Origin of the sequence: Actinocatenispora sera, assembly GCF_018324685.1 — a bacterium.
GTDB lineage: Bacteria > Actinomycetota > Actinomycetes > Mycobacteriales > Micromonosporaceae > Actinocatenispora > Actinocatenispora sera.
This window is the reverse complement of the sequence record NZ_AP023354.1, coordinates 3,463,739-3,484,788: the sequence shown is the minus strand read 5'-3', so window position 1 is coordinate 3,484,788 and position 21,050 is coordinate 3,463,739. Positions and strand designations below refer to the sequence as shown.

At 73.5% G+C, this 21,050-nt stretch carries 14 protein-coding genes; 8 read left to right on the top strand and 6 right to left on the bottom strand.

Features of this window, described 5'->3' with window-relative positions:
- Positions 1-110: 110 nt before the first annotated feature.
- A complete protein-coding gene (locus Asera_RS16710) occupies positions 111-1,139 on the bottom strand; it encodes a glycoside hydrolase family 113 protein (RefSeq protein ID WP_030445549.1) in 1,029 nt (342 codons plus the stop codon).
- A gap of 99 nt (positions 1,140-1,238) precedes the next feature.
- Here Asera_RS16710 and Asera_RS16705 point away from each other — a divergent pair, with 99 nt between their 5' ends.
- Positions 1,239-1,850, top strand: coding sequence for a TetR/AcrR family transcriptional regulator (locus tag Asera_RS16705; RefSeq protein WP_030445548.1), 612 nt, complete (start codon positions 1,239-1,241; stop codon positions 1,848-1,850).
- Between the two features lie 138 nt (positions 1,851-1,988).
- Here the strand turns inward: Asera_RS16705 and dapF are convergent, their stop codons facing one another.
- Complete coding sequence (dapF, locus tag Asera_RS16700) at positions 1,989-2,846, bottom strand: diaminopimelate epimerase (RefSeq protein ID WP_030445547.1); 858 nt, start codon at positions 2,844-2,846, stop codon at positions 1,989-1,991.
- Between the two features lie 183 nt (positions 2,847-3,029).
- Here dapF and Asera_RS16695 point away from each other — a divergent pair, with 183 nt between their 5' ends.
- Positions 3,030-4,406: a pyridoxal phosphate-dependent decarboxylase family protein gene (locus Asera_RS16695; RefSeq protein ID WP_051802050.1), complete on the top strand. Its 1,377-nt coding sequence runs from the start codon at positions 3,030-3,032 to the stop codon at positions 4,404-4,406.
- Positions 4,388-5,617: a DUF6875 domain-containing protein gene (locus Asera_RS16690; protein WP_212804613.1), complete on the top strand. Its 1,230-nt coding sequence runs from the start codon at positions 4,388-4,390 to the stop codon at positions 5,615-5,617. Before Asera_RS16695 ends, Asera_RS16690 begins: the two co-directional genes overlap by 19 nt.
- 98 nt (positions 5,618-5,715) lie before the next feature.
- Here Asera_RS16690 and Asera_RS16685 read toward each other — a convergent pair whose 3' ends face one another.
- The 4 genes from Asera_RS16685 to Asera_RS33125 form a co-directional block, all read right to left on the bottom strand.
- Positions 5,716-6,696 (bottom strand): asparaginase, encoded by a 981-nt coding sequence (locus Asera_RS16685; protein WP_157034741.1) that lies wholly within the window; start codon positions 6,694-6,696, stop codon positions 5,716-5,718.
- A gap of 172 nt (positions 6,697-6,868) precedes the next feature.
- Positions 6,869-10,192 (bottom strand): lectin, encoded by a 3,324-nt coding sequence (locus tag Asera_RS16680; RefSeq protein WP_084131170.1) that lies wholly within the window; start codon positions 10,190-10,192, stop codon positions 6,869-6,871.
- A 236-nt stretch (positions 10,193-10,428) separates the two neighbouring features.
- The gene (gene miaA / locus Asera_RS16675) at positions 10,429-11,469 is read right to left on the bottom strand and encodes a tRNA (adenosine(37)-N6)-dimethylallyltransferase MiaA (protein WP_425305981.1); all 1,041 of its coding nucleotides are present in this window, start codon (positions 11,467-11,469) and stop codon (positions 10,429-10,431) included.
- Complete coding sequence (locus Asera_RS33125; protein WP_030445542.1) at positions 11,358-12,062, bottom strand: class III extradiol ring-cleavage dioxygenase family protein; 705 nt, start codon at positions 12,060-12,062, stop codon at positions 11,358-11,360. The genes miaA and Asera_RS33125 overlap by 112 nt, the downstream gene beginning before the upstream one ends.
- A gap of 255 nt (positions 12,063-12,317) precedes the next feature.
- On the opposite strand from Asera_RS33125, the gene Asera_RS16670 reads away from it, so the two are divergent.
- The 5 genes from Asera_RS16670 to mptB all read left to right on the top strand — a co-directional run bounded on the left by Asera_RS16670 (position 12,318) and on the right by mptB (position 20,957).
- Positions 12,318-13,538 (top strand): DUF349 domain-containing protein, encoded by a 1,221-nt coding sequence (locus Asera_RS16670; RefSeq protein ID WP_030445541.1) that lies wholly within the window; start codon positions 12,318-12,320, stop codon positions 13,536-13,538.
- Positions 13,539-13,685: 147 nt separating this feature from the next.
- Entirely contained in the window at positions 13,686-14,426 is a 741-nt protein-coding gene (locus tag Asera_RS16665) for a tyrosine-protein phosphatase (RefSeq protein ID WP_030445540.1), read from the top strand.
- Positions 14,427-14,718: 292 nt separating this feature from the next.
- Positions 14,719-15,762 carry a LacI family DNA-binding transcriptional regulator gene (locus Asera_RS16660; RefSeq protein WP_030445539.1) on the top strand — a complete coding sequence of 348 codons (1,044 nt, stop codon included), beginning with the start codon at positions 14,719-14,721 and terminating at the stop codon, positions 15,760-15,762.
- A gap of 286 nt (positions 15,763-16,048) precedes the next feature.
- Positions 16,049-18,604 carry a carbohydrate-binding protein gene (locus Asera_RS16655; protein WP_051802046.1) on the top strand — a complete coding sequence of 852 codons (2,556 nt, stop codon included), beginning with the start codon at positions 16,049-16,051 and terminating at the stop codon, positions 18,602-18,604.
- Between the two features lie 829 nt (positions 18,605-19,433).
- Positions 19,434-20,957, top strand: coding sequence for a polyprenol phosphomannose-dependent alpha 1,6 mannosyltransferase MptB (gene mptB / locus Asera_RS16650; RefSeq protein ID WP_051802862.1), 1,524 nt, complete (start codon positions 19,434-19,436; stop codon positions 20,955-20,957).
- The last annotated feature ends 93 nt before the right edge of the window (positions 20,958-21,050 follow it).

The following is a 21,050-nucleotide window of genomic DNA, read 5'->3' as shown; positions in this document are numbered from 1 at the left end:
CCCGGTACCGGGCCGTCGTCGCCCGCCGGGCCGGCCCGGCCGCCCGGGCCCGTCCGGCCGGCGGCCGGAGCTGGCTGGCCGGTCGGGTCCGCGGAGCGGCCGGGGGTCGGTCAGGCGGAGTAGCGGTCGGCGATGGCGGCGAAGGCGGCCTTGGGCTCCCAGGGCAGCCCTGGATAGGTCTCACCGAGCCGCCCGTCCAGGACCTTGACCACCCCGCCGCTCGCCAGGTCGAGGTCGTCGCGCGGGTCCCCGTCCGGCCGGTGCGGCAGGTTGTACAGCGCGAACAGGTGCACGAAGGTGCTGTCGACGCCCTCGGTGTCGAACAGCTCCAGCAGCTCGCGCAGGTAGTGCGCCTGGCCCGCCTCGTCGCGGTCGAGCACCTCGGTGAGCCGCAGCTCGCCGGTCGCCGGGTCGCGGCCGAGGATCTCCATGCTGCGCGGCGCGACGTCGCCGGAGCCACGCCAGGTCGCGGTGCCGAACCCGCTGATCGCCAGCGGTTTGGGCTGGGCGACGAGGGTACGCACGCCGTCCCGGAACCGGTCGGCCACCTCCGCGGACCGGATCAGTTCCACCGTGACGATGTCGAACAGGTCCCAGTCGACGCCCTCGTACTGGATCGCCGCGTACGTGACGGGGCCGTGGAACGCGGCCCGGATCGCCGGCACCAGGTCGCGGAGGAACTCACCGAGCCGCACCTGTACCCGGGCGATGCGGGCCGGGCGGGCGGCCGGGTCGGCGAACAGGTACCCGAGGCGCTCCGCGACGGTGTCGCCGTCGAGGAAGCCGCGGTTCATCATGGTCAGCTCGACCCCGGCGACGAACACGACCTCGGCACCGGTTGCGCGCAGCCGCTCGGCCCGATCGGCGCAGTCCAGCAGCAGCGACCGGATCCGGTCGGGCGGCTGCTCCAGCGGGTACGGCGAGAACCAGACCGCGAGGCCGAGTCCGGCGGCGCAGCGGGCGGCGAGGTCGAGCCGGTCGGGGTCGCCGCCGACCACCTGGACCGCGGTGCAGTGCAGGTCGTCACGGATGATCGTCAACTCGCGCCGGACCAGGTCCGGGTCGAACGGCTCGCGGGACGTGGTCTGGTCGTGAGGGTCGAGGAAGCCGGTGTCGTAGCAGATGCCCTTGGTACGCATGGTCGTCTCCTTCTTGTTCGTCGACCGGCCCGAACCCAATCACAAAACATGCGTGCACGCAATTTTGCGCGCACGTATGATCTGTGCGAGGATGCTGCCGTGACGACGAGGCGCGCCGGGCTGCGCGAGCAGAAGAAGCAGGCCACCCGCGAGGCGCTGCGGGTCGCCGCGCTGCGGCTGGCCATGGCACACGGGCCGGAGAACGTCCGGGTCGACGACATCGCCGAGGCCGCCGGCGTGGCGCCGCGCACGTACAACAACTACTTCGCCAGCCGGGAGCAGGCGATCGTCGCCGCGGTCACCGCCGACCGGGAGGCCCGGGTCGCCGCGGCGGTGGCCGGTCGGCCGGCGGCACCGCTGGCCGAGGCGATCGCCGACGCGATCGCCACCGAGTACACCGAGCCGAGCGAGGACACCCGCGACGCGCTGCTGATGATCACCACCCGGCCGGCACTGCGGCAGGCGTACCTCGACGCGGCGACCGCGATCGAGGCACCGCTGTCCGACGTGCTCACCGAGCGGCTCGGCGACCCGGACACCGCCCGGGTACTGGCCGCGAGCGTCGCCGCCGCGGTCCGCATCGCGCTCGACCGCTGGGTACGACCCACCGGCAGCGGCCTCGTCGTGGTCCGTGACTCGCTCGCCGACCACCTGCGCACCGCACTCGCGCCGCTCGCCCCCGCCCTCGACGCCGCCGACGAACGCCGTTGACCGCGGCCCCGCCGTTGATCGCCGGCCCCGTGAGCGAACGGTTCCCGCCGAGGCACGAAGCCAGCCGGGCGAACGGTCGCACGCGCCGCTGGCCGCCCGCAGCCCGGCACCATCAGGCTGCGAACGGAATCCGTACGGTCAGGCGAGGGTGCCGGTGGCGACGATGACGGCGGGGCCGGCGAGGATCAGCGAGTCGCCGTCCACGGTGGCGGTCAGGCGCCCACCGAGTACGTCGACCGCGACGGTGCCGGCGGTCTCGCCGGCCTCGCCCAGCACGACCGCGGCGACCGCGCACACGCCGGAACCGCAGGAGCGCGTCTCGCCCGCACCCCGCTCGTACACGCGCATCGCGACGTGCCGGTCGGCACCCGGGACCGGCTCGGGCACCTCGGTGACGAACTCGACGTTGGCGCCGTGCGGGAACACCACCGGATCGATCCCGGGCGGCGCGGTCAGGTCCAGCCCGGCGAGCTCCCCGGCCGGTACCGGGCAGACCAGGTGCGGGTTGCCGGCATCGGCGGCGACGCCCGGGTAGCCGACGCCACCGAGCTGCGCGCCGGTGGTGCCGAGCAGTGCCGGGGTGCCCATCTGCACCGCGATCGTCTCCCCCATCCGGCCGGTACGCAGGCCGGACCGGGTGGCGATGGTGATCTCGGCGCCAGCGGTGCCGGCCGAGCCGGCGGCGAGCCCCGCCTCGGTCAGGTAGCGCAGGAAGACCCGGATGCCGTTGCCGCACATCTCGGCGATGGAGCCGTCGGCGTTCCAGTAGTCCATGAACCACTCGGCCGCATCGGCCTGGGCGGCCGCATCCGGGTGCTTGGCGCTGCGCACCACCCGCAGCACGCCGTCCGCGCCGATGCCGGCGCGCCGGTCGCACAGCGCGGCGACCCGCTCCGCGGTCAGCGGCAGCGCGCCGTCCGGGTCGGGAAGGATCACGAAGTCGTTCTCGGTGCCGTGGCCCTTGGCGAACGCCGCGCCGGCGAGCGTCGTACTCATGCCACCCACTCTGACACGGCACCGTGGCCGCGCCGGCGCCGGCCACGACCGCGTCCCGGGATCCGGTGGCGCATTCCGGATGGACCGCCACGGACAAGACTTCGGGTTTTCTTTCGGTGCCAGCCGGTCAGCGCGCTGCCAGACTTGCGTGGCCACGGATCGGCGGAGCGTTCGGGAGGACGGGTGGAGCTTGCGCACTGGCTGTCTCGAGCCGTGGCCGCGAACGAGGAATGGTCCGCCCGCTTCGGGTCGTACTCGCCGCATCCGGCCACCGAGATCGGCGACCCGGCGTTCGCCGCGGCGTTCGAGGAGTTCGCCGCGCGGTTGGCGGACAACTACCCGTTCTTCCACCCCCGGTACGCCGGACAGATGGTCAAACCGCCGCACCCGGCCGCGGTCGTCGGCTACCTGGCGGCGATGCTGCGCAACCCGAACAACCACGCCCGTGAGGGCGGCCCGGCCACCTGCGACATGGAGGTCGAGGTCGTCGCGCAACTCGCCGGGATGTTCGGCCTCACCACGCATCTGGGTCACCTGACCGGCGGCGGCACGATGGCCAACCTGGAGGCGCTGTACGTGGCACGGCAGAGCCACCCGGACCTGGGCGTGGCGTACAGCGTGGACAGTCACTTCAGCCACGCGCGGATGTGCGAGGTCCTGCGGATGCCCGGCCACCCGGTCGCCGTCGACGCGGCCGGCCGGATGGACCTGGCGGCGTTGCGCGCGGTCCTGCGCGACGAGCGGATCGGCACCGTCGTGGTGACCGCCGGTACCACCGGCACCGGTGCGGTCGACCCGATCCACGAGGTGGTCGAGATCGCCCGGCGGCACCGGGCCCGGGTGCACGTCGATGCCGCGTACGGCGGGTTCTTCGCGCTGCTCGCCGGCGCCGAGGGCATCCCCGCCGAGCCCTGGCAGGCGATCCGGCGGTGCGACTCGGTGGTGGTGGATCCGCACAAGCACGGCCTGCAGCCGTACGGGTGCGGCGCCGTGCTGTTCACCGACCCCACGGTGGCCCGCCACTTCCGGCACGATTCGAGCTACACCTACTTCACCCCGGCCGACCTGCACCTGGGCGAGATCAGCCTGGAGTGCTCCCGGGCCGGGGCCGCCGCGGCGGCCCTGTGGCTGACGTTCCGGGTACTACCGCCCACCCGCGACGGGCTGGGCCGGGTCCTCGCGGCCAGCCGGCGCGCCGCGACCGGCTGGGCGGAGCGGATCGAGGGCTCGTCCCGGCTGCGGCTCTACCAGCGGCCGGACCTCGACATCGTGACCTACCTGGCGGCGCGGCCGACACTGTCCGAAGTGGACAGTGCGACCGAGCGGATGCTGCGGGAGGGCATGACCGACCCGGACGACCCGGTGTACCTGAGCGTGCTGCGCGCCGACGCGGACGCGTTCCGGCGACGCCATCCGGACCTGGTCCGGGACCGGCCGGACGCCCGGGTGCTGCGCAGCGTCCTGATCAAACCCGAAGCCGAGACGGAGCTGGCCGGGCTGCACGAGCGCATCGAGCGGCTGGCCGGCGAGAGGAGCACCCGATGCCCGACACCAGCGTGACCGACACCGCCGTACCTGCCCTGGCCGCGGACGAGGGGGTGCTGGTCGACCTGCTGGCCCGGGTGTTCCGGACCGACCCGATAGCGGAGTGGGTGTTCCCGGACACCGACCGGCGCGACGCGGTCCTCCCCCGGTTCTTCGGGATCCTGTACTCCGCCGCGGTCGCCAGCGGCGGTGCCTACACCAACGCCGCCCGTACCGGGGTGTTGCTGTCGCTGCCGGCGGACGCCACCGAGCCGCCGGAGCTGGTCGGCGCGCTGATCGAGGCCGTGGGCGAGGACGCCGCCCGGTTCGGGGCGGTGGCCCAGGCTCAGGCCGAGCGACGGCCGGACCGGCCGCACCACTACTTCACCTTCGGGGGCTGGACCCGGCGGCGCGGGGCCACGGTGTGGCGGGGGCGCTGTTCGCCTCCGTGCTGCGGCAGTGCGACGCCGCCGGGGTCGGCGGCTACCTGGAAGCGAGCTCGCCGGCGGGGCTCGCGGTGGCCCACCGGCACGGGTTCACCGAGTTCGGCGACGAGATCCGGATGCCCGACAGCCCGGCGCTGCAGCCGATGTGGCGGGATGCCCGTGCCCTCGACTGATCCACCGTTGTGGTCGGCGGCCGACATCGACGCCGGGCGCTCCGACGACGAGCGGCTGCGTACCGTGCTGGCCTGGAGCCGGCGGTTCCTGACCACCGGGCACGCCGAGCTGGGTCGCAGCGGCCCGGTCTGCCCGTACGCGGGCCCGTCGCTGCGCCGGGACCTGTTCCGGCTGTCGGTCGTGCCCGGCGCGGCCGACGCCGGCCAGGTGGGCGGGCTGCTCGACCGCTACCGGGAACGGTTCCAGGAACTGGCCGCCGCGGTACCGGACCGGGACGCGGAGCTGGTCGCGGTGCTCGTCGTGCTGCCCGACTTCGACCACGCGGACTCGGGCCCGCTCGACGAGCTGCAGCGCTCGGTCAAGCAGCGGTTCGTCTCGGCCGGGCTGATGGTCGGCCAGTTCCATCCGCGCTGCCCGGAACCGGGACTGTGGCGGCGCAGCTTCCGGCCGCTGCGCTCGCCGGTACCGCTGATCGCGATCCGCCGGATGATGGCGGGCGACCTGCCGTTCATGCTCCGCTCCGAGCAGCATCTGACCGCCTACCTGGCCCGGTTCGCGCCGCAGATCCCGGCTCGGGTGCGCGACCAGCTGAGTGCCCGCGCGGTGCACAGCCCGCCGGCGGGCTGACGCCGCGACCGGCCGTTTGTCGGACCGATTCCGTGGCGCGGCTGCCGGTGCTGCTGCGCGATGGCCCGTGCCAGCGCGGTCCGGCCTCTGGTGGTGGCTCAGCGGTGGGCGGCGAACGCCGCCTCGACGCCGGTACGCTCGGCGCCGGCGGCGAGCAGGCACCGCAGCAGCACCCGGGCCCGGTACGGGGAGAGCAGCCCGCCGCCGATCAGCCCGCGCCGGGCCAGGTCGGTCTCCGATCCGATCGCGCCGTACGTGTGGGCGAGGACCGATCCGCCGCCGGTACGCGAGGTGAGCACGACCGGGATGGTCTCGGCGAGGCCGCCGAACACCGGCGCCAGCGCACCCGGCACGTGGCCCACGCCGTACCCGGCGACGACCAGTCCCTGGTAGCGGTCCGCGAGGTGCGGCAGCAGCGCACCGTCGTCGTCCAGCGTCGCGGTGTGCAGCGCCACCCGCACCCGGTCGAACGCGGCGGGCTCGACGGCCAGCGCCGGCAGCCGGGCCGGCCGGGCGAGCACGCGTACCCGGCCCTCGATCACGTGGCCGAGCGGGCCGGTGTCCGGCGAGACGAAGGCGCCGGTCGCGGTGGCGTGTGCCTTGCGGACGAAGCGCGCGGCGTGGATCTCGTCGTCGAGTACCGCGAGCGCGCCGAGGCCGCGGGCGACCTCGGCGGCGGCCACGCGTACCGCGGCGAGCAGGTTGGCCGGGCCGTCCGGGCCGGCGATCGTCGGGTTGCGCATGGCGCCGGTGAACACCAGCGGCTCGTCCCGCTGCCAGAGCAGGTCGGCCAGGTACGCGGTCTCCTCGAGGGTGTCGGTGCCCTGGGTGACGACCACGCCGGCGGCGCCGTCGCGTACCGCGGCGTCGGCGGCGGCGACCAGCTCGGCGATCCGGCGGAAGGTCAGGTCGGCGCTGGGCACCGGCTCGGTGTCGCGCACCACCAGCTCGGCGTCGACCCCGGCGAGCCCCGGTACCGCGGCGGTCAGCTCGGCGCCACCCAGGCGGGCCACGACCCCGGCACCGCCGCTGCCGGCCATCGCGATGGTGCCGCCCACCGTGTACAGCACGATCCGCACCGCAACCCCCCGAAGTGCTCGACTGCGGCGACGCTACCCAACCCGGCCGAGCGCCGCGGCTCCGGACCGCCGCCGCGAAGTTGATCATGGGGTTGAGTAAGAGGAAATCGATGTCTCCTCCACACAACCCCATGATCAACTACACAATCCCATGATCAACACGGGGCGGGACTCAGGCGAGTCCGATCGAGAAGATGTGCATCGTCGCGGACGGGTTGGGCAGGGTGACGCTCGCGACGGTCTTGCCGGCGGTCAGGTCACCGGACGTGGCGAACACGTACGTGCCGACGTTCTCCTTCCCACCGGAGGTGGAGTTGCGGTACGGCATCGACGCGACCGTGGTGTCGCCGGGCAGCGGGTCGAAACCCCCGGCACCGAGCGTCCAGTCGCTGAACCCGAGCGTCAGCTGCTGCGTGCTGCCGTCGGTGTAGTGCACGACCAGGTCGCCGACCGCACCGTCCTCGCCGGCGTTGGTCGCCGAGCCGATGATGCCCAGCTTGGCCGCCCCGGACGGCGCCACCAGCGGGATGGTCTGGCCGGCCGCCTCGATGTTGTCCAGCTCGCCGGAACCGGCATCCGGCCAGGTGTAGCTGATCCCGTTCACCGTGACCGGCTCGCCGGCCTTCAGGCCGTCGGCGGCGAGCGCCTGCGCGGAGTACGCGTAGCCGCTGGTGTCCAGGCTGGCGGAGCTGGGCTTGCCGTCGTCGGAGATGCCGGCGTTGGTGTAGTACGGCCACAGCTCACCCTTCTTGGCCACCGCCAGGTGCGCGGATGCCGGATCCAGCTCAGTGCCGTCGGCGGTCTTCAGGTCGAACGACACCGTGTACCGGCCCTCGGTCTGCCCGGCGGTCACGGTGACCGGCGCGCTCGCCGTGGACCGCGCGGCGACGTCCAGGCTGCCGGAGGTCGGCGCGATGCTGACCCCGTCGTCGCCCTTGCCGGTCCACGAGACGGAGATCGGCTGGTCGGACACGTTGGTGACCTTGACCTGCAGCTGGCCGGTACCGCCGGGCTCGATCACCGTGCCGTCGGACGGGCTCACCGCGGTGAACGTGGCCTGCTGGCCGGTGCCGTCCGACGGCGGCGCGTCGGCCGGATCGGCACCCCAGGCCTTGTTCGCCACGGCGGACAGGTCGTAGTTCAGGGTGCCACCGTTCGCCAGGTCGCCGTAGCGCAGCCACGGCTTGTCGACCGACCTGCCGCCGAGCGTCAGCCCGTTCACGTACGCGTTCTCGACCGAGGCGTTCGGTGCGCTGATGGTCAGCTTCCTGCCACTGGGCAGCGACACCACGGCCTTCGGGAACACCGGGCTGCCGAGCGCGAGCACGTCGGTACCGGGCGTCTCCGGGTACATGCCGAGCTCGCTGAACACGTACCAGGAGCTCATCGCGCCGAGGTCGTCGTTGCCGAACTGGCCGACGGGCGCGTCGAAGTACAGCGTGCGCTGCGCCTCGCGGACCACCCGCTGGGTCTTCCACGGTGCACCGACGTAGTCGTACTCCCAGGGGATCTCGATGCTGGGCTCGTTGGACAGGTCGGCGTTGGTCGGGCCGGGGTGGTCGATCGAGGTGAACAGGCTGTCCAGGTACTTCTCGTAGCCGGCGGCGCCACCCTTGGCCAGGATCAGCGCGTTCAGGTTGTGCGGCACCATCGGCGTGTACTGCGCGGCCGTGCCCTCGACCATGCCGGTACCGGTGCCCGGCGAGAAGCCCGGCACCCACTCGCCGTTGGACTGGCGTGCCTGCACGTATCCGGAGCCGGCGTTGAAGGTGTGCTGCCAGTTCTGCGACCGGGTGGCGAACGTCGTGTAGGTGTCGTCGTCGCCCAGCGCCTTCGCGTACGCGGCGATCGCGTAGTCGGCGCTGTCGTACTCCAGCTGGGTGGACACCGGACCGTAGAAGTTGCAGCAGCCGTACGTCAGGTCGTACGGCAGGTAGCCGTACTGGTCCAGGGTCGCCTGGCCGGGCCGGATGTTGCTGGGGTTGGTGGCCTCGTCGACCATCGCGGACAGCGCGTGCCGGTGGTCGAAGTCGCGGGCCCCGAACGCGTACGCGTCGGCGATGATCGCGTCGGCCGGGTCACCGACCATCACGTAGCTCTCGCCGTTCGCGAGCGACCACTTCGGCAGCATGCCGGACTGGTCGTAGTCGTTGAGCATCGACCGGATCGAGTCGCTGGTCTGCCGCGGTGCCACGATCGAGGCGAGCTGCACCTGCGAGCGGTAGATGTCCCAGCCGGAGTAGTTGGCGTACTGCGCGTGCCCGCGCGCCGCCGTGTGCACCGTGCCGTCCATCCCGAGGTACTCGCCGTCGACGTCGGAGAACACGTTCGGGTGCAGCAGCACGTGGTAGAGCGCGGTGTAGAACTGCTGCTGCTGGGCGGCCGAGCCGCCGCTGACGGCGATCCGGTTCAGCAGCGCGTTCCAGTCGGCGTGCGTCTGGTCGCGCACCTTGTCGAAGTTCCAGCCGTGGATCTCGCTGGCCAGGTTCTTCTTCGCGTTGGCGTCGCTGGTGAACGAGATGCCCACCTTCGCGGTGACCCGCTGGTCGGCGGACGCGTCGAACGTCAGGTACACGCCGCCGGGGCCGGTGGTCTTCGCCGCCGGCTGCTTCGCGTGTACGGTCGGCGCCTCGTGCAGCGAGCTGACCGACGGCTTGGCGTTGCCGTGGAACGGCTTCGCCGCCTTGCCGGTCGCGGCGGCCGCCGCCGGCGGCGCCGGCGTGGCCGGCGCCTTCTTGGTGGCGTGCTGGCGCAGCGTCGCGTCCCCGGCCGTGGTGCCGTCGGCGTCCCAGGTTCCGTAGCCGGCGAACGGGCGGTCGAACTGGATGTCGAAGTGCAGCGTGTAGTCGTTCTCCAGGTCCGTGGACTGGCCGCAGAAGTGGCCGGAGGTGACCGACCCGGTGACCTCGTGGTCGCTGACCACCGTCGCCGAGGTGGCGTCGACCGTGCTGGCCGAGCCCGCCACCTTCAGCAGCAGGTTCGCCTTGCTGGTACGGGGGAAGTCGAAGGTGCCGATGCCCGACCGGGTCCGGGCGGTCAGCGACGTGGTGACCCCGGCGCCCTGGGTCACCGTGTAGTAACCGGCGTCGGCCTTCTCGTTGAGGTGCGAGTACGTGTCGGTGGCCGAGCCCGGCTTCGCGCCGATGCCGCCGACGGTCGGCAGGATCGGTACGTCGCCGAGCGCGCCGCAGCCCGGCCCGGAGATGTGCGTGAGGCTGAACCCGGTCAGCGTGGAGTCGTTGTACTCGTAGCCACCGCCCGGCGTGCGGTGCGGGCTGGTGTCCGGGCTCCACTGCAGCATGCCGAACGGCGCGTCCGCGCCGGGGAACGTGTCGACCGCGCCGGAGGTACCGATCAGCGGGTTGACCAGCGACGCCGGGTCGGTGGCCGGCCGCGGTGCGGCGAACGCCTGGCCGGCGAACGGTACCGCCGCGGCGAGTACCGCGACGATCGTCGTCGCGGCGCGTGCCGCGCGACGGCGGGGTGGATGTGTCATTGCCCGTCCTTTCCGGTGGCCGCGAGCTGACCCGCGACCGGAGGGGTCCGAGGAACAGGCCCGGGGCGCGGCAGAGCTGGGGTGCGGCCCGGGTGGTGCCGATGACATCGTTGTCAGGCGGGAATGCGTCACCCGACTGAAACCGGATGCTAGGCCCCTGGTGTACCTGGTATCAAGATCTGTCCGACTTGGAGTCTCTGACGGGAACGCCCGGCACGCTCCCGTTGCGGCGCTTGTCACCCGAATGCGGCGGCTCGCACCAGTTCGATCGCCGCCTCGGTCAGGTCCGGCCGGTCCGCGGCCAGCCAGTGGATCCGGCGGTCCCGGCGGAACCAGGATCGCTGCCGGCGCACGAACCGCCGAGTCGCCCGGACCGTCTCGTCGCGCGCCGCGGCCTCGGTGCACTCCCCCGCCAGGTACCGCAGCACCTGCTGGTAGCCGAGCGCCCGGCTGGCGGTACGCCCGTCGGCCAGCCCCCGTGCCGCGAGCGCGCGGACCTCGTCGACCAGGCCGGCCGCCCACATCCGGTCCACCCGGCGCTCGACCCGTTCGTCCAGCACCTCGGTCGGCAGGTCCAGCCCGATCCGTACCGCGTCGTACACCGGGGTCGCCTCGGCCGGCAGCGCCGCCACGAACGGGCCGCCGGTCAGCGCGATCACCTCCAGCGCGCGCACGATCCGCCGCCCGTTGCCGGGCAGGATCCGCGCCGCCGCCTCCGGATCCCGCTCCCGCAGCCGCCGGTACAGCGGGTCCGGGCCGTGCTGAGCCAGCTCCTGCTCCAGCTCGGCCCGCAGCGCCGGATCGGTACCGGGGAACTCCATCGCGTCCAACACCGCCTGCACGTACAGCCCGGAGCCGCCGACCAGCACCGCGGTCCGCCCGGCGGAGCGCAACCGGTCGATCGCCGCCCGCGCCAGCCGCTGGTACGCCGCCACGCTGGCCGGTTCGGTCACCGGCCAGACGTCCAGCAGGTGATGCGGCACCCCGGCCGCCTCCGCCGCCGTCACCTTCGCGGTACCGATGTCCATCCCCGCGTACAGCTGCATCGAGTCGGCGTTGACCACCTCGCCGGACAGCTCCCGGGCCAGCGCGATGCCCAGCGCCGACTTGCCCACCGCGGTCGGCCCCACCACCGCCACCACCGGGGAGGTGGCGGACGGGTCGGTCACCGCGGCCGCCAGGTCGCGACCAGGTAGGTCACCTCGGCCGGGGTACCCGCGTAGTGCATCCGGGCCGACCAGCGCCGCCCGGCCACCGCGCCGGCCAGCACCTGCCAGGGCGCCCGGCCGACCGCCGACAGCGCCCACGCGCGAGCCGGATCCAGCGCCCGCAAGGCATCCGGGTCACCGGCCGCGAGCGCCTGCTCGGCCGCCGCGTCGAACCCGTCCGCCTCGGCGTCCACCGCGCCCGGCTCCGCCAACGCCCGCCGGGCCGCCGCGTCGCCCATCACCAGCAGACCGATCGGCCGGTTGCCGCTGTCGGCGGCGATCCGGCGGCCGGTGGCCAGGCACTCGTCCGTGGAGGCCCCCGCCGGCACCGTCACCGCCAGCCGTGGCACCGCCACGTCGGCCAGCAGCCAGGCCGCCACCAGCAGCGACAGGTCACCGAACGTCCGGCCGCTGCCGTCGCCGCCGAACCCGACCGGCACGTCGCGCCCGTACCCGGCGAAGCTGCCGTGGTCGTTCGGGCCCCAGCTGTCCGCCCGGTCGCCGGCCCCCACCACGAGCACCTGCTCGACCGGCGCTCGCACCAGCTCGCGGACCGCGGTGGCGCAGGCCGCCCGTACCGGGGCGAGGTCGGCCGCGGCTCCGGTCGCCAGCTCGGGCAGCAGCAGCGGCGGCTGCGGGCAGGCCGCGACGGAAACGATCACGCACCAACGGTAGCGGCGACACCGCCGGCCCCTCCCGGCGGAGGCCGCTGCGACGTCCCGGAGTCCGGGAGCATCCGGACGGCGGATCGGGCTGTAACACTCGCCAGGGTCACGGTTCGGCGTCGACCCGTTCCCGCAGGGCTGGACACACCTGTGACAATGCTCCGAGACACACGAGACTGTTGAGCCGGTACATGCGGCAGGCGGCCCGGGACGACACGGTGCCGGGACCGGAAGGATCTGAGGGTGGATTCGATGAGCGGTGACGGGCGCGACTGGACGACATTCGGTCGGGTCGACGCGAACGGCACGGTCTATGTCAAGACGGCCGCCGGCGAACGGCCGGTCGGTTCCTGGCAGGCCGGCACACCCGAGGAGGGACTCGCCCTGTTCGCCCGCCGGTTCGCCGATCTGGTGACCGAGGTCGAGCTGCTGGCGAACCGGCTGTCCTCCGGCAAGGCCGACGCGGCGCACTCGGTGGCGACCATCCGGCGGCTGCGCAACGAGCTGTCCACCGCGCACGTGGTGGGCGACCTGGACATGCTCGCCGGCCGGCTGGACGAGCTGTCCGTGATCGCGCAGAAGAAGAGCGAGGAAGCCAAGGTCGCCCGCGAGGCGGCCAAGGCCGCCGCCGTCGAGCGCAAGCAGCAGCTGGTCGCCGAGGCCGAGCAGCTCGCCACCGAGTCCACCCAGTGGAAGGTGGCCGGCGACCGGCTCAAGGAGATCGTCGAGGAGTGGAAGACGATCCACGGCGTCGACCGCAAGACCGACGGCGAGCTGTGGAAGCGGTACGCCGCGGCCCGGGACGCGTTCGCCCGCCGCCGCGGTACCCACTTCGCGAGCCTCGACGCCGGCCGCAAGGAGGTGCAGACGGTCAAGGAGAAGCTCGTCGCCGAGGCCGAGTCGCTCTCCGGCTCGGACGACTGGGGCCCGACCGCGGCCCGGCTCAAGCAGCTGATGGCCGACTGGAAGGCCGCCGGTCGCGCCTCCAAGGAGGCCGAGCAGCGGCTGTGGGAGCGGTTCCGCGGCGCCCAGGACGCGTTCTTCTCCCGGCGCAGCGAGGTGTTCAACGCCCGCGACGCCGAGCAGCAGGAGCACCTGACCGCCAAGCGCGCGCTGCTCGCCGAGGCCGAGGCGCTCGACGTGGACGCCGACCCGAAGGCCGCCCAGCAGAAGCTGCGCGACATCCAGGGCCGCTGGCACGAGATCGGCCGGGTACCGCGGGACGCGGTGTCCGGGCTGGAGCGCCGGCTGCGCGCGGTGGACGAGAAGGTGCGCGCCGCGATGGACACCGCCTGGCGCCGTACCCCGATCGAGCAGAACCCGCTGCTGGTGCAGATGCGCGAGCAGGTCGCCGAGGCGGAGGAGCGGCTGGAGCGGGCGAAGGCGGCCGGCGACGCCCGGCGGATCAAGCAGGCCGAGGAGTCCCTGGAGGGCAAGCGCCGGTTCCTGGAGCTGGCCGAGCACACCGGCTGATCGCGGCGGGCGCGCCAGCGCGCGCACCGCATCCGCGCGCCGCCGGGTGCCTGGCGGGTGCTCGGCGGGCGAGCAGTCGCCGACGTCGTCGCAGGTCAGCGTCCGGGTCGAACGGGACTGTCCGACCCGGACGGTACGTTATACGGCATGGATCGGGATCGATACGTGCCGTTCACGACCGTGTTCAACTTCCGCGATCTCGGCGGCTACCCGGCCGCCGACGGCCGGCGGGTGCGCACCGGGGTGCTCTACCGTTCCGACGGGCTGCACCGGCTGGTCGAGGCCGACCTCGGCCGGTTCGCCGCGCTCGACGTGCGCCGGGTGGTCGACCTGCGCCGCGCCGACGAGGTCGCCAACTACGGCCGGATCCCCGAGTCGCCAGGGCTGGATTACCACAACGTCTGCCTGCAGACGCTGGCCTGGACGGCGGCCGAGGTGGCGCCGGGCGAGCTCGCCGGCTACCTCGCCCAGCGGTACGCGGAGATCGCCGACGAGGCGGTCGGCGGCGCCATGGCACGGGTGCTGCGACTGATCGCCGAGGACACCGCCGGCGGCACCGTGTTCCACTGCATGGCCGGCAAGGACCGCACCGGCGTGGTGGCCGCGGTGGTGCTCTCGCTGCTCGGGGTCGACGACGACACCATCGCCGGCGACTACGCGGCGAGCCGGTTCTCCGAGCAGCGCTACCTGGCTTGGCGGGCGAGCGTCGCGCCGGACTCCCCGCGGTACCTGCCGTCGTCGGGCGATCCGGCCCCGGCCGAGACCATGCTGACGTTCCTCGCCGGGCTGCGCTCCCGGTACGGCTCGATCGCCGGCTACGTGGACGCCGCCGGGTTCGGCCCGGCCGACCGCGAGCTGCTCCGCGCCCGGCTACTCGCCCCGAACTGACCGACCCGACCACCCCGACGCCGCCGGGCTCGCCCCAGCCGACCACGAGCAGCTGCACGCCCGGCCACTCGCCCCGAACCGACCGACCCGGACACCCCTACGCCGCCGGGCTCGCCCCAGCCGACCACGAGCAGCTGCACGCCCGGCCACTCGCCCCGAACCGACCGACCCGACCACCCCGACGCCGCCGGTACGACCGACCGGCTCGCGCCGATCGTCCGGGGCCGCGCCGGCCGACCCGCAACGTCGGCGCGGCTCCGCGGGCCGGCGCGGCGCGGGCTACGGTGACGGGGTGGGAGGGGCGACAGGCGAGCGGCGGGCGCCGACCATCGCCGACGTGGCCCGGCTGGCCGGGGTGTCCACCGGCGCGGTGTCCTATGCGATGAACGACCGGCCGGGGGTCAGCGCGAGCACCCGGGAGCGGATCCGGCAGGCCGCCGCAGAACTCGGCTGGGAGCCGAGCGGCGCGGCGCGGGCACTGATGCGGCAGAGCTCGCAGGCGGTCGGGCTGGTGGTGGCGGCCACCCACCTGCTGACCGGCAACGGCTTCTTCGCCTCCTTCGTCACCGGGCTGGAGCAGGCGCTGTCCCGGCGCGACTTCGCGCTGCTGCTGCGGGCGGTGGGTGCCGAGCCGCAGGCGGAGCTGCTCGCGTACCGGCGGATGTGGCAGCAGCACCAGGTGGACGGGGTGATCGTCGGCGACGTCCGGACCGACGACCCGCGGCTGGCGTTCCTGGCCGAGGTGGGCATGCCGGCGGTCGTGGTGGACCGGCTCGCCGCCGGCCCGACCGGGTTTCGCACCCTCGACTCCGATCATCCGGCCGGCGTGCGGCACGCGGTACGGCACCTGGTCGGGCTGGGGCACCGGCGGGTGGCGTTCGTCGGCGGCCCGCCGCGGCTGCGGCACGTCGCCGACCGGTACTCGGCCTGGCGAGCGGCGCTGGCCGGGGCCGGCGAGGAGCCCGGCCCGGTGGCGTACGAGGAGGCGACCGAGCGCGGCGGCATCCGGGCCACCCGGGCGGTGCTCGCCGCCCACCCCCGCCCGACGGCGATCGTGTACACCTCGGACCTGATGGCGATCGCCGGGCTCGGCGCGATCCGGGCCGCCGGCCTCGCGGTACCCCGCGACGTATCGGTGGTCGGCTTCGACGACGTGCGGCTCGCCGCGTACCTGACCCCGCCGCTGACCACGGTGCGGGTCGACTACGTACGGCTCGGCCGCTCCTGCGCCGACCTGCTGCTCGAGGTGCTGGCCGGCGAGGACCCGGCCACGCCGCCGCCGGTCCCCGCCGAGCTTGTCGTCCGCGGCACCACCGCCCCGCCCCCACCCCGTTGATCAAGGGCCAGCGAAGTTGATCAAGGCCCGGCGAAGTTGATCAAGGGATCGGTGCACGGAGTCCTGGCGCAATGTGTACGGATCCCTTGATCAACGGACGGATCCCTTGATCAACGGGGATCCCTTGACCGGCGCGCGGATCCCTTGATCAACGCGGGGATGCCTTGATCAACGCGGGGATGCCTTGATCAACGCGGGTGGTGGTCCGGGTTGCGGGAGGGCGGGGTTGACATGGTGACTGCTTAAGCCCTTAAGTATGGCGAAGTCGTCAAGCCATGGAGGACGAATGCCCTTCCCCGAAATCGGCCGCCGGCGCCGGCGGCTCCGCCTGTTCGGCGCCGGTACCGCCGGCGTCCTGCTCGCCGCCGCGCTCGTCGCGGCCGGGACCGCACCGGCCGCCGCGGCGCCGGCGTGCTCCGTCGGTACCGTCTGCCAGGCCGAGACGGCGCAGCTGTCCGGCGGCGCGCACGCCAACACCAACCACAGCGGCTACACCGGCAGCGGGTTCGTCGACGGGTACGGGAGCCAGGCGCACCCGGTCGTCGGTGCCGACACCCGCTGGTCGGTGACCGGAGCGAACGCCGGCGACTACGTCGCGACGGTCCGGTACGCCAACGCCGACCCGGGCGACGGCAGCTCCGCCGCCCGCACGATCGGCGTCTACGCCGACGACACCCGGCTGGGCACCCTCACCCTGCCGCCCACCGCCAGCTGGGACAGCTGGGCGACCGCGCAGGCCACCGTGTCGCTGCCGGCGAACTCCGGTACCGTCGCGCTGCGCTGCGGCGAGACCGACTCCTGCATGGTCAACCTGGACTACCTGGCACTGTCCGCGCCGGGCGCGCCGGTGCCGACGCCCCCGGAGCAGTGCACCGCGCGCGGCGGCAGCTACACCGACGCCGGCCTGATCGGCTGGGAGGGCGACACCGACGGCGTGGTGGTCTGCCAGAACGGCTCGTTCTTCCTGCGGGACGGCAAGAACACCGCCGAGGGGTTCGGCGTCGCCGCCGCACCGAGCCGGCTGACCTGGTCCAACGTGGACGGTTACCTGCCCGCGCTGGCGACCGCGTTCGACACCGCGGACGGCGCGAAGGTCACCGTCACCGACTTCGCCGACAAGTTGACCATCGGCGGGCACGACTACGTCGCCGTGTACAGCCGGGTCGCGGTGCACAACCCGACGCGCTCGACGCTGACCGTGGACCCGGCGCCGACCGACGGGCTGCTCGCCCTGGACCACCACGCGAACACGGTACGGCCCGGAGCCACGGTGACGCACGACTACGTGGTGGGCGCGGACCGGTTCGGCGCCGACGTGGCGTGGCCGTCGGCCGCGCAGCTCACCGCCGCCGGCGGGTACGACCGGCACTTCGACCACATGAAGTCGTACTGGGACGGCCGGCTGGCGAGCCTGGCCCACCTGGACATGCTGCCGGACCGCACCCTGGTCGACGCGTACCGGTCGGGCTACGTGTACACGCTGATCGCCAAGGACGGGCTGCGCCTCAACACCGGCGAGAACGGGTACGACGAGGAGTACAGCCACGACAGCATCGGCATCCTCGCCACCCAGTTCAGCCTCGGCGACACGAGCCAGGCGACCGACCTGCTGCTGCGCCTGCGCGACCTGATCGGCGGCCAGCCGCAGTACGTCGACGGGGTCTGGAAGTACTCCTGGCCGTGGGCGGTCTACCTGGCCAAGACCGGTGACCTCGACACGGTGCGGGCGCACTTCGACACCGAGGGGCCGGCCGGGCGGAGCCAACCGTCGATCGCCGACACCGCGCACCAGATCGCGGCCGACCGTACCGGTCCTGGCGGCATCATGAAGATGACCAACGACATCGACTCCAACGGGTACTGGACGATCGACGACTACTCGGCACTGATGGGGCTGGCGTCGTACCGGTACCTGGCGCAGCGGCTCGGTGAGCAGGCCGAGGTCGACTGGGCCGACCAGCAGTACGACTCGCTGCTCGCCGCGACCAACGCCACCCTGGCGAAGACCATGGCCGACAACGACCTGGACTACCTGCCCTGCTCGATGGTCGAATCCAACACCGCCAACCGGTGCACGGTCGCCACCGACGCGAACTGGGCCGCGCCGTTCCTGTTCGGCCGGTGGGCCTGGGACGGGTACCTGCTCGGTGCCCGCCAGGAGGGCCCGGCGCTCACCGCGATCGACTCGACCTACGCCTACGGCTTCGGCCGGATCGGCGACAGCCTGCCGGCGCACGACTTCGGCGGCTACCCCGGCGCGCTCTACGCCTCGGCGTACAACGCCGGGTACGGGGCGGCCGGGCTGCGCGGCGACGCGTACCGGGACGAGTCGATCCGCGCCTACCAGATGATGATCGCGCACACCCAGTCCGGCCCGTACTCGTGGTGGGAGTCGGCGTCCGCGCCGAACCCGGAGCAGCCCTGGGTCGGCTCGCATCCCGCGCACGGCAACGGATCCGCGCCGCACGCCTGGGGCATCTCCACCGCCAACAAGGCGCTGCTGGACTCGCTCGTCGCCCAGCGCGTCGACGGTGACCTGCTCGTCGGCCGCGGGGTACCGAACTCGTGGCTGGGCAAGCCGATCCGGGTGTCGAACGTACCGACGCTGAACGGCGGACGGGTCGCCGTGACCATCGGGGGGCACGGCCGGACGGTGACGCTCACCGTCACCGGTGCCGGGACATCGCGGGTGCTGTTCCAGTTGCCGGCGTTCGCGGGCAACGTCGCCGCGGTCAGCGCCGGACACGCCGACGCCGCCGGTACGGTGACGTTGCTCGCCGGTACCCGCCACGTGACGGTGACCCTGACGCACGAAGTCCAGGCGGGTACCTCTCTGCGCTGAGGTACACCCGAAGCGCCGGTGCTCGGCTGGCGTGCGCTCGGGGGTGGGGGTGTGAACCCCCACCCCCGTTCCCCCGCTCGCTTGTGCTGGCGCTGTCGCCCCGCCTCCTCGCCGCTGCGCTCGCTTTTGTTGGCGGTGTAAACCCTGTTCGCGCCGGCGCGCTCGTGCTGGCGGTGTAAAGGCCACCTCTGTTTCCTCTTTTCACCCCTCGTGGGGGAACCGTGGGGAGCGGGCTTCGCCCCTCCCCACACCCCTCCCCGTCAAGGGGCAGTCGCCCCTTGACAATCCCCCACCGGAAAACCAGAGACGAGATCCTGACCCCGCCTGGCCCGTTTCGGAACGACGGGGTGTCGGTGCGGCCTACCCATCGCCGCCGAGCCCGCCACGACAAACCAAACCCCCCACCCGTCTGTGGGCCGCCGGGACACGAAGCGACGCGACGCGTTGCGAGGCGGGCGTTGCCGTGATGGACATGCCGGGCCGGGCCCCGGTCTTCTTCGACACGCACTCGGCGTCGATGGGCATCGTCACCGGGCCTGCCAAGGGGATGGCCAAGGGGAATCCCCTTGGCGGGGAAGGAGCGCGAGGAGGGGGCGAAGCCCTCTCCTCGCATTCCCCCACGCGGGGTCAAAGCGCGAACAGAGGTGGCCTTTACACCCACACGCCGAGCGCGCCGCGGCAGAGGGAGCCTTCACCCCAGCACGCCGGAAGCGCAGCGCCGGACAGGGGTGGGCTTTACGCCGCCAGCACCCAGCGGCGCCGCGGGCAAGGAGGGCGGGAGCCGGGCGGCAGCCCGGTGGGCGGGTGGTGGTCGTGCGAGCATGGGCGGGTGGTGCAGGGTGAGCCGGCGACGCGCGCCGATCGGCCGGGGTGGTGGGGCACCGAGGCGGTCCGGGGACGGGTGATCGGGCTTGCCGGGGCGGTGCTGCTCGCGGTGGCCGGGTACACGGTCGGCGCGGTCGAGGGCGGGGTGCCGTACGGGCGGTTGCCGTCGGCGCACCTGCTGGCGCAGCCGCGGTACGCGATCGGGACGGCGTGCTGGATCGTCGGGCTGGCCGGACTGCTGATCGGCTGGCTGATACTGCGCCGGCCGGCCCGCGCCGGGCTGTTGAGCGCGCGCTGGGTGGTGGTCACGACGCTGTCGTGGGCGGTGCCGCTGCTGCTGGCGCCGCCGCTGGCCAGCCGGGACGTGTACGCCTACGCCGCGCAGGGTGAGCTGTACGCGCACGGGCTCGACCCGTACCACTCGGGGCCGGCGGCACTGCCGTCGCGCTGGCTGGCCGAGATGTCACCGTCCTGGCGGGACAGCCCCGCGCCGTACGGGCCGCTGGCGCTGCTGATCGCCCGGCTCGCCGCGGTCGTCTCCGGCGGCCACCTGACGATCGCCCTCGGGGTACTGCGGATCGTCGCGCTGCTCGGTGTGCTGCTGCTTGCGGTGTACCTACCGCGACTGGCCCGGCTCGCCGGGGTCGACCCGGGTGCTGCCTGCTGGCTGGGGTTGGCGAGCCCGCTGGTCGCGATCCATCTGGTGTCCGGCGCGCACAGCGACGCGCTGATGCTCGGGCTGCTGGTGACCGGCCTGGCCCTGGCGGCGCAGCGCCGGCCCGTCGTGGGTGGTTCGGGATCCCGCGCGCCACGGGTCTCGAAACGCGCGGTGCTGGCGGGGGTGGCGCTGGGGTTGGCCGCCGCGGTGAAGGTGACCGCGCTGCTTGCGGTGCCGTTCGCGGTGTTGCTGGTGCTGCCGGCGCTGACCGGGCGGGTACGGCTGGCGCGCGCGGCGGTGTCGGTGGTCGCCGGGGCGGTCGTGGCGTTCGGTGCGACGACCGCGGCGGCGGGGCTCGGGTTCGGCTGGGCGTCGGCGGCGTTCGGCGCCGAGGCGAGCGTGCAGTGGACCTCGCTGTCCACCGGCGTCGGCATGGCGCTGGGGTTCCCGCTGCGGGTGCTCGGGCTGCCCGGTGCCGGCGGCGTGCTGACCGTCAGCCGGGACCTCGCCCTGTTCGTCCTGCTGCCGATCGTGCTCGTCGCGCTGTGGTGGCCGATCCGGCGGGGTGCGGACACCCGGACCGCGCTGGCCCGTACCGGCTGGGCGTTCGCGGCGCTGCTCGCGGCCTCGCCGACGGTGCACCCGTGGTACCTGCTGTGGCCGGTCGTGATCCTCGCCGCGGCGGTGCGCGACCGGCGGGTGGTGGCCGGGATGGTGGCGGTCACCGTGCTGATGACGGTGCTGGTGCTGCCCGACGGGTACAACCTGGCCCGGGTCACCGCGTGGCTCGGCGCGCCGCTGGATGTGGCGATCGTGGTCGGGCTGACCTGGCTCGCGGTGCGCCGGCGCCGGCGGGTGACGGCGGTATGAACATTTTCACCCACGCCATGTGCAAGAAGTGAGCAGGCGATCGCGCAACGCCGGCCCACGGTCGGGCCGACGCGCGGCGGCGACGCGGCAGGT

Coding starts and splice junctions, on each gene's coding strand:
- Asera_RS16710 (WP_030445549.1), bottom strand. CDS start 1,139: ATGCGTACCAAGGGCATCTGCTACGACACCGGCTTCCTCGACCCTCAC.
- dapF (WP_030445547.1), bottom strand. CDS start 2,846: ATGAGTACGACGCTCGCCGGCGCGGCGTTCGCCAAGGGCCACGGCACC.
- Asera_RS16690 (WP_212804613.1), top strand. CDS start 4,388: ATGCCCGACACCAGCGTGACCGACACCGCCGTACCTGCCCTGGCCGCG.
- Asera_RS16680 (WP_084131170.1), bottom strand. CDS start 10,192: ATGACACATCCACCCCGCCGTCGCGCGGCACGCGCCGCGACGACGATC.
- Asera_RS16670 (WP_030445541.1), top strand. CDS start 12,318: ATGAGCGGTGACGGGCGCGACTGGACGACATTCGGTCGGGTCGACGCG.
- Asera_RS16665 (WP_030445540.1), top strand. CDS start 13,686: ATGGATCGGGATCGATACGTGCCGTTCACGACCGTGTTCAACTTCCGC.
- Asera_RS16655 (WP_051802046.1), top strand. CDS start 16,049: ATGCCCTTCCCCGAAATCGGCCGCCGGCGCCGGCGGCTCCGCCTGTTC.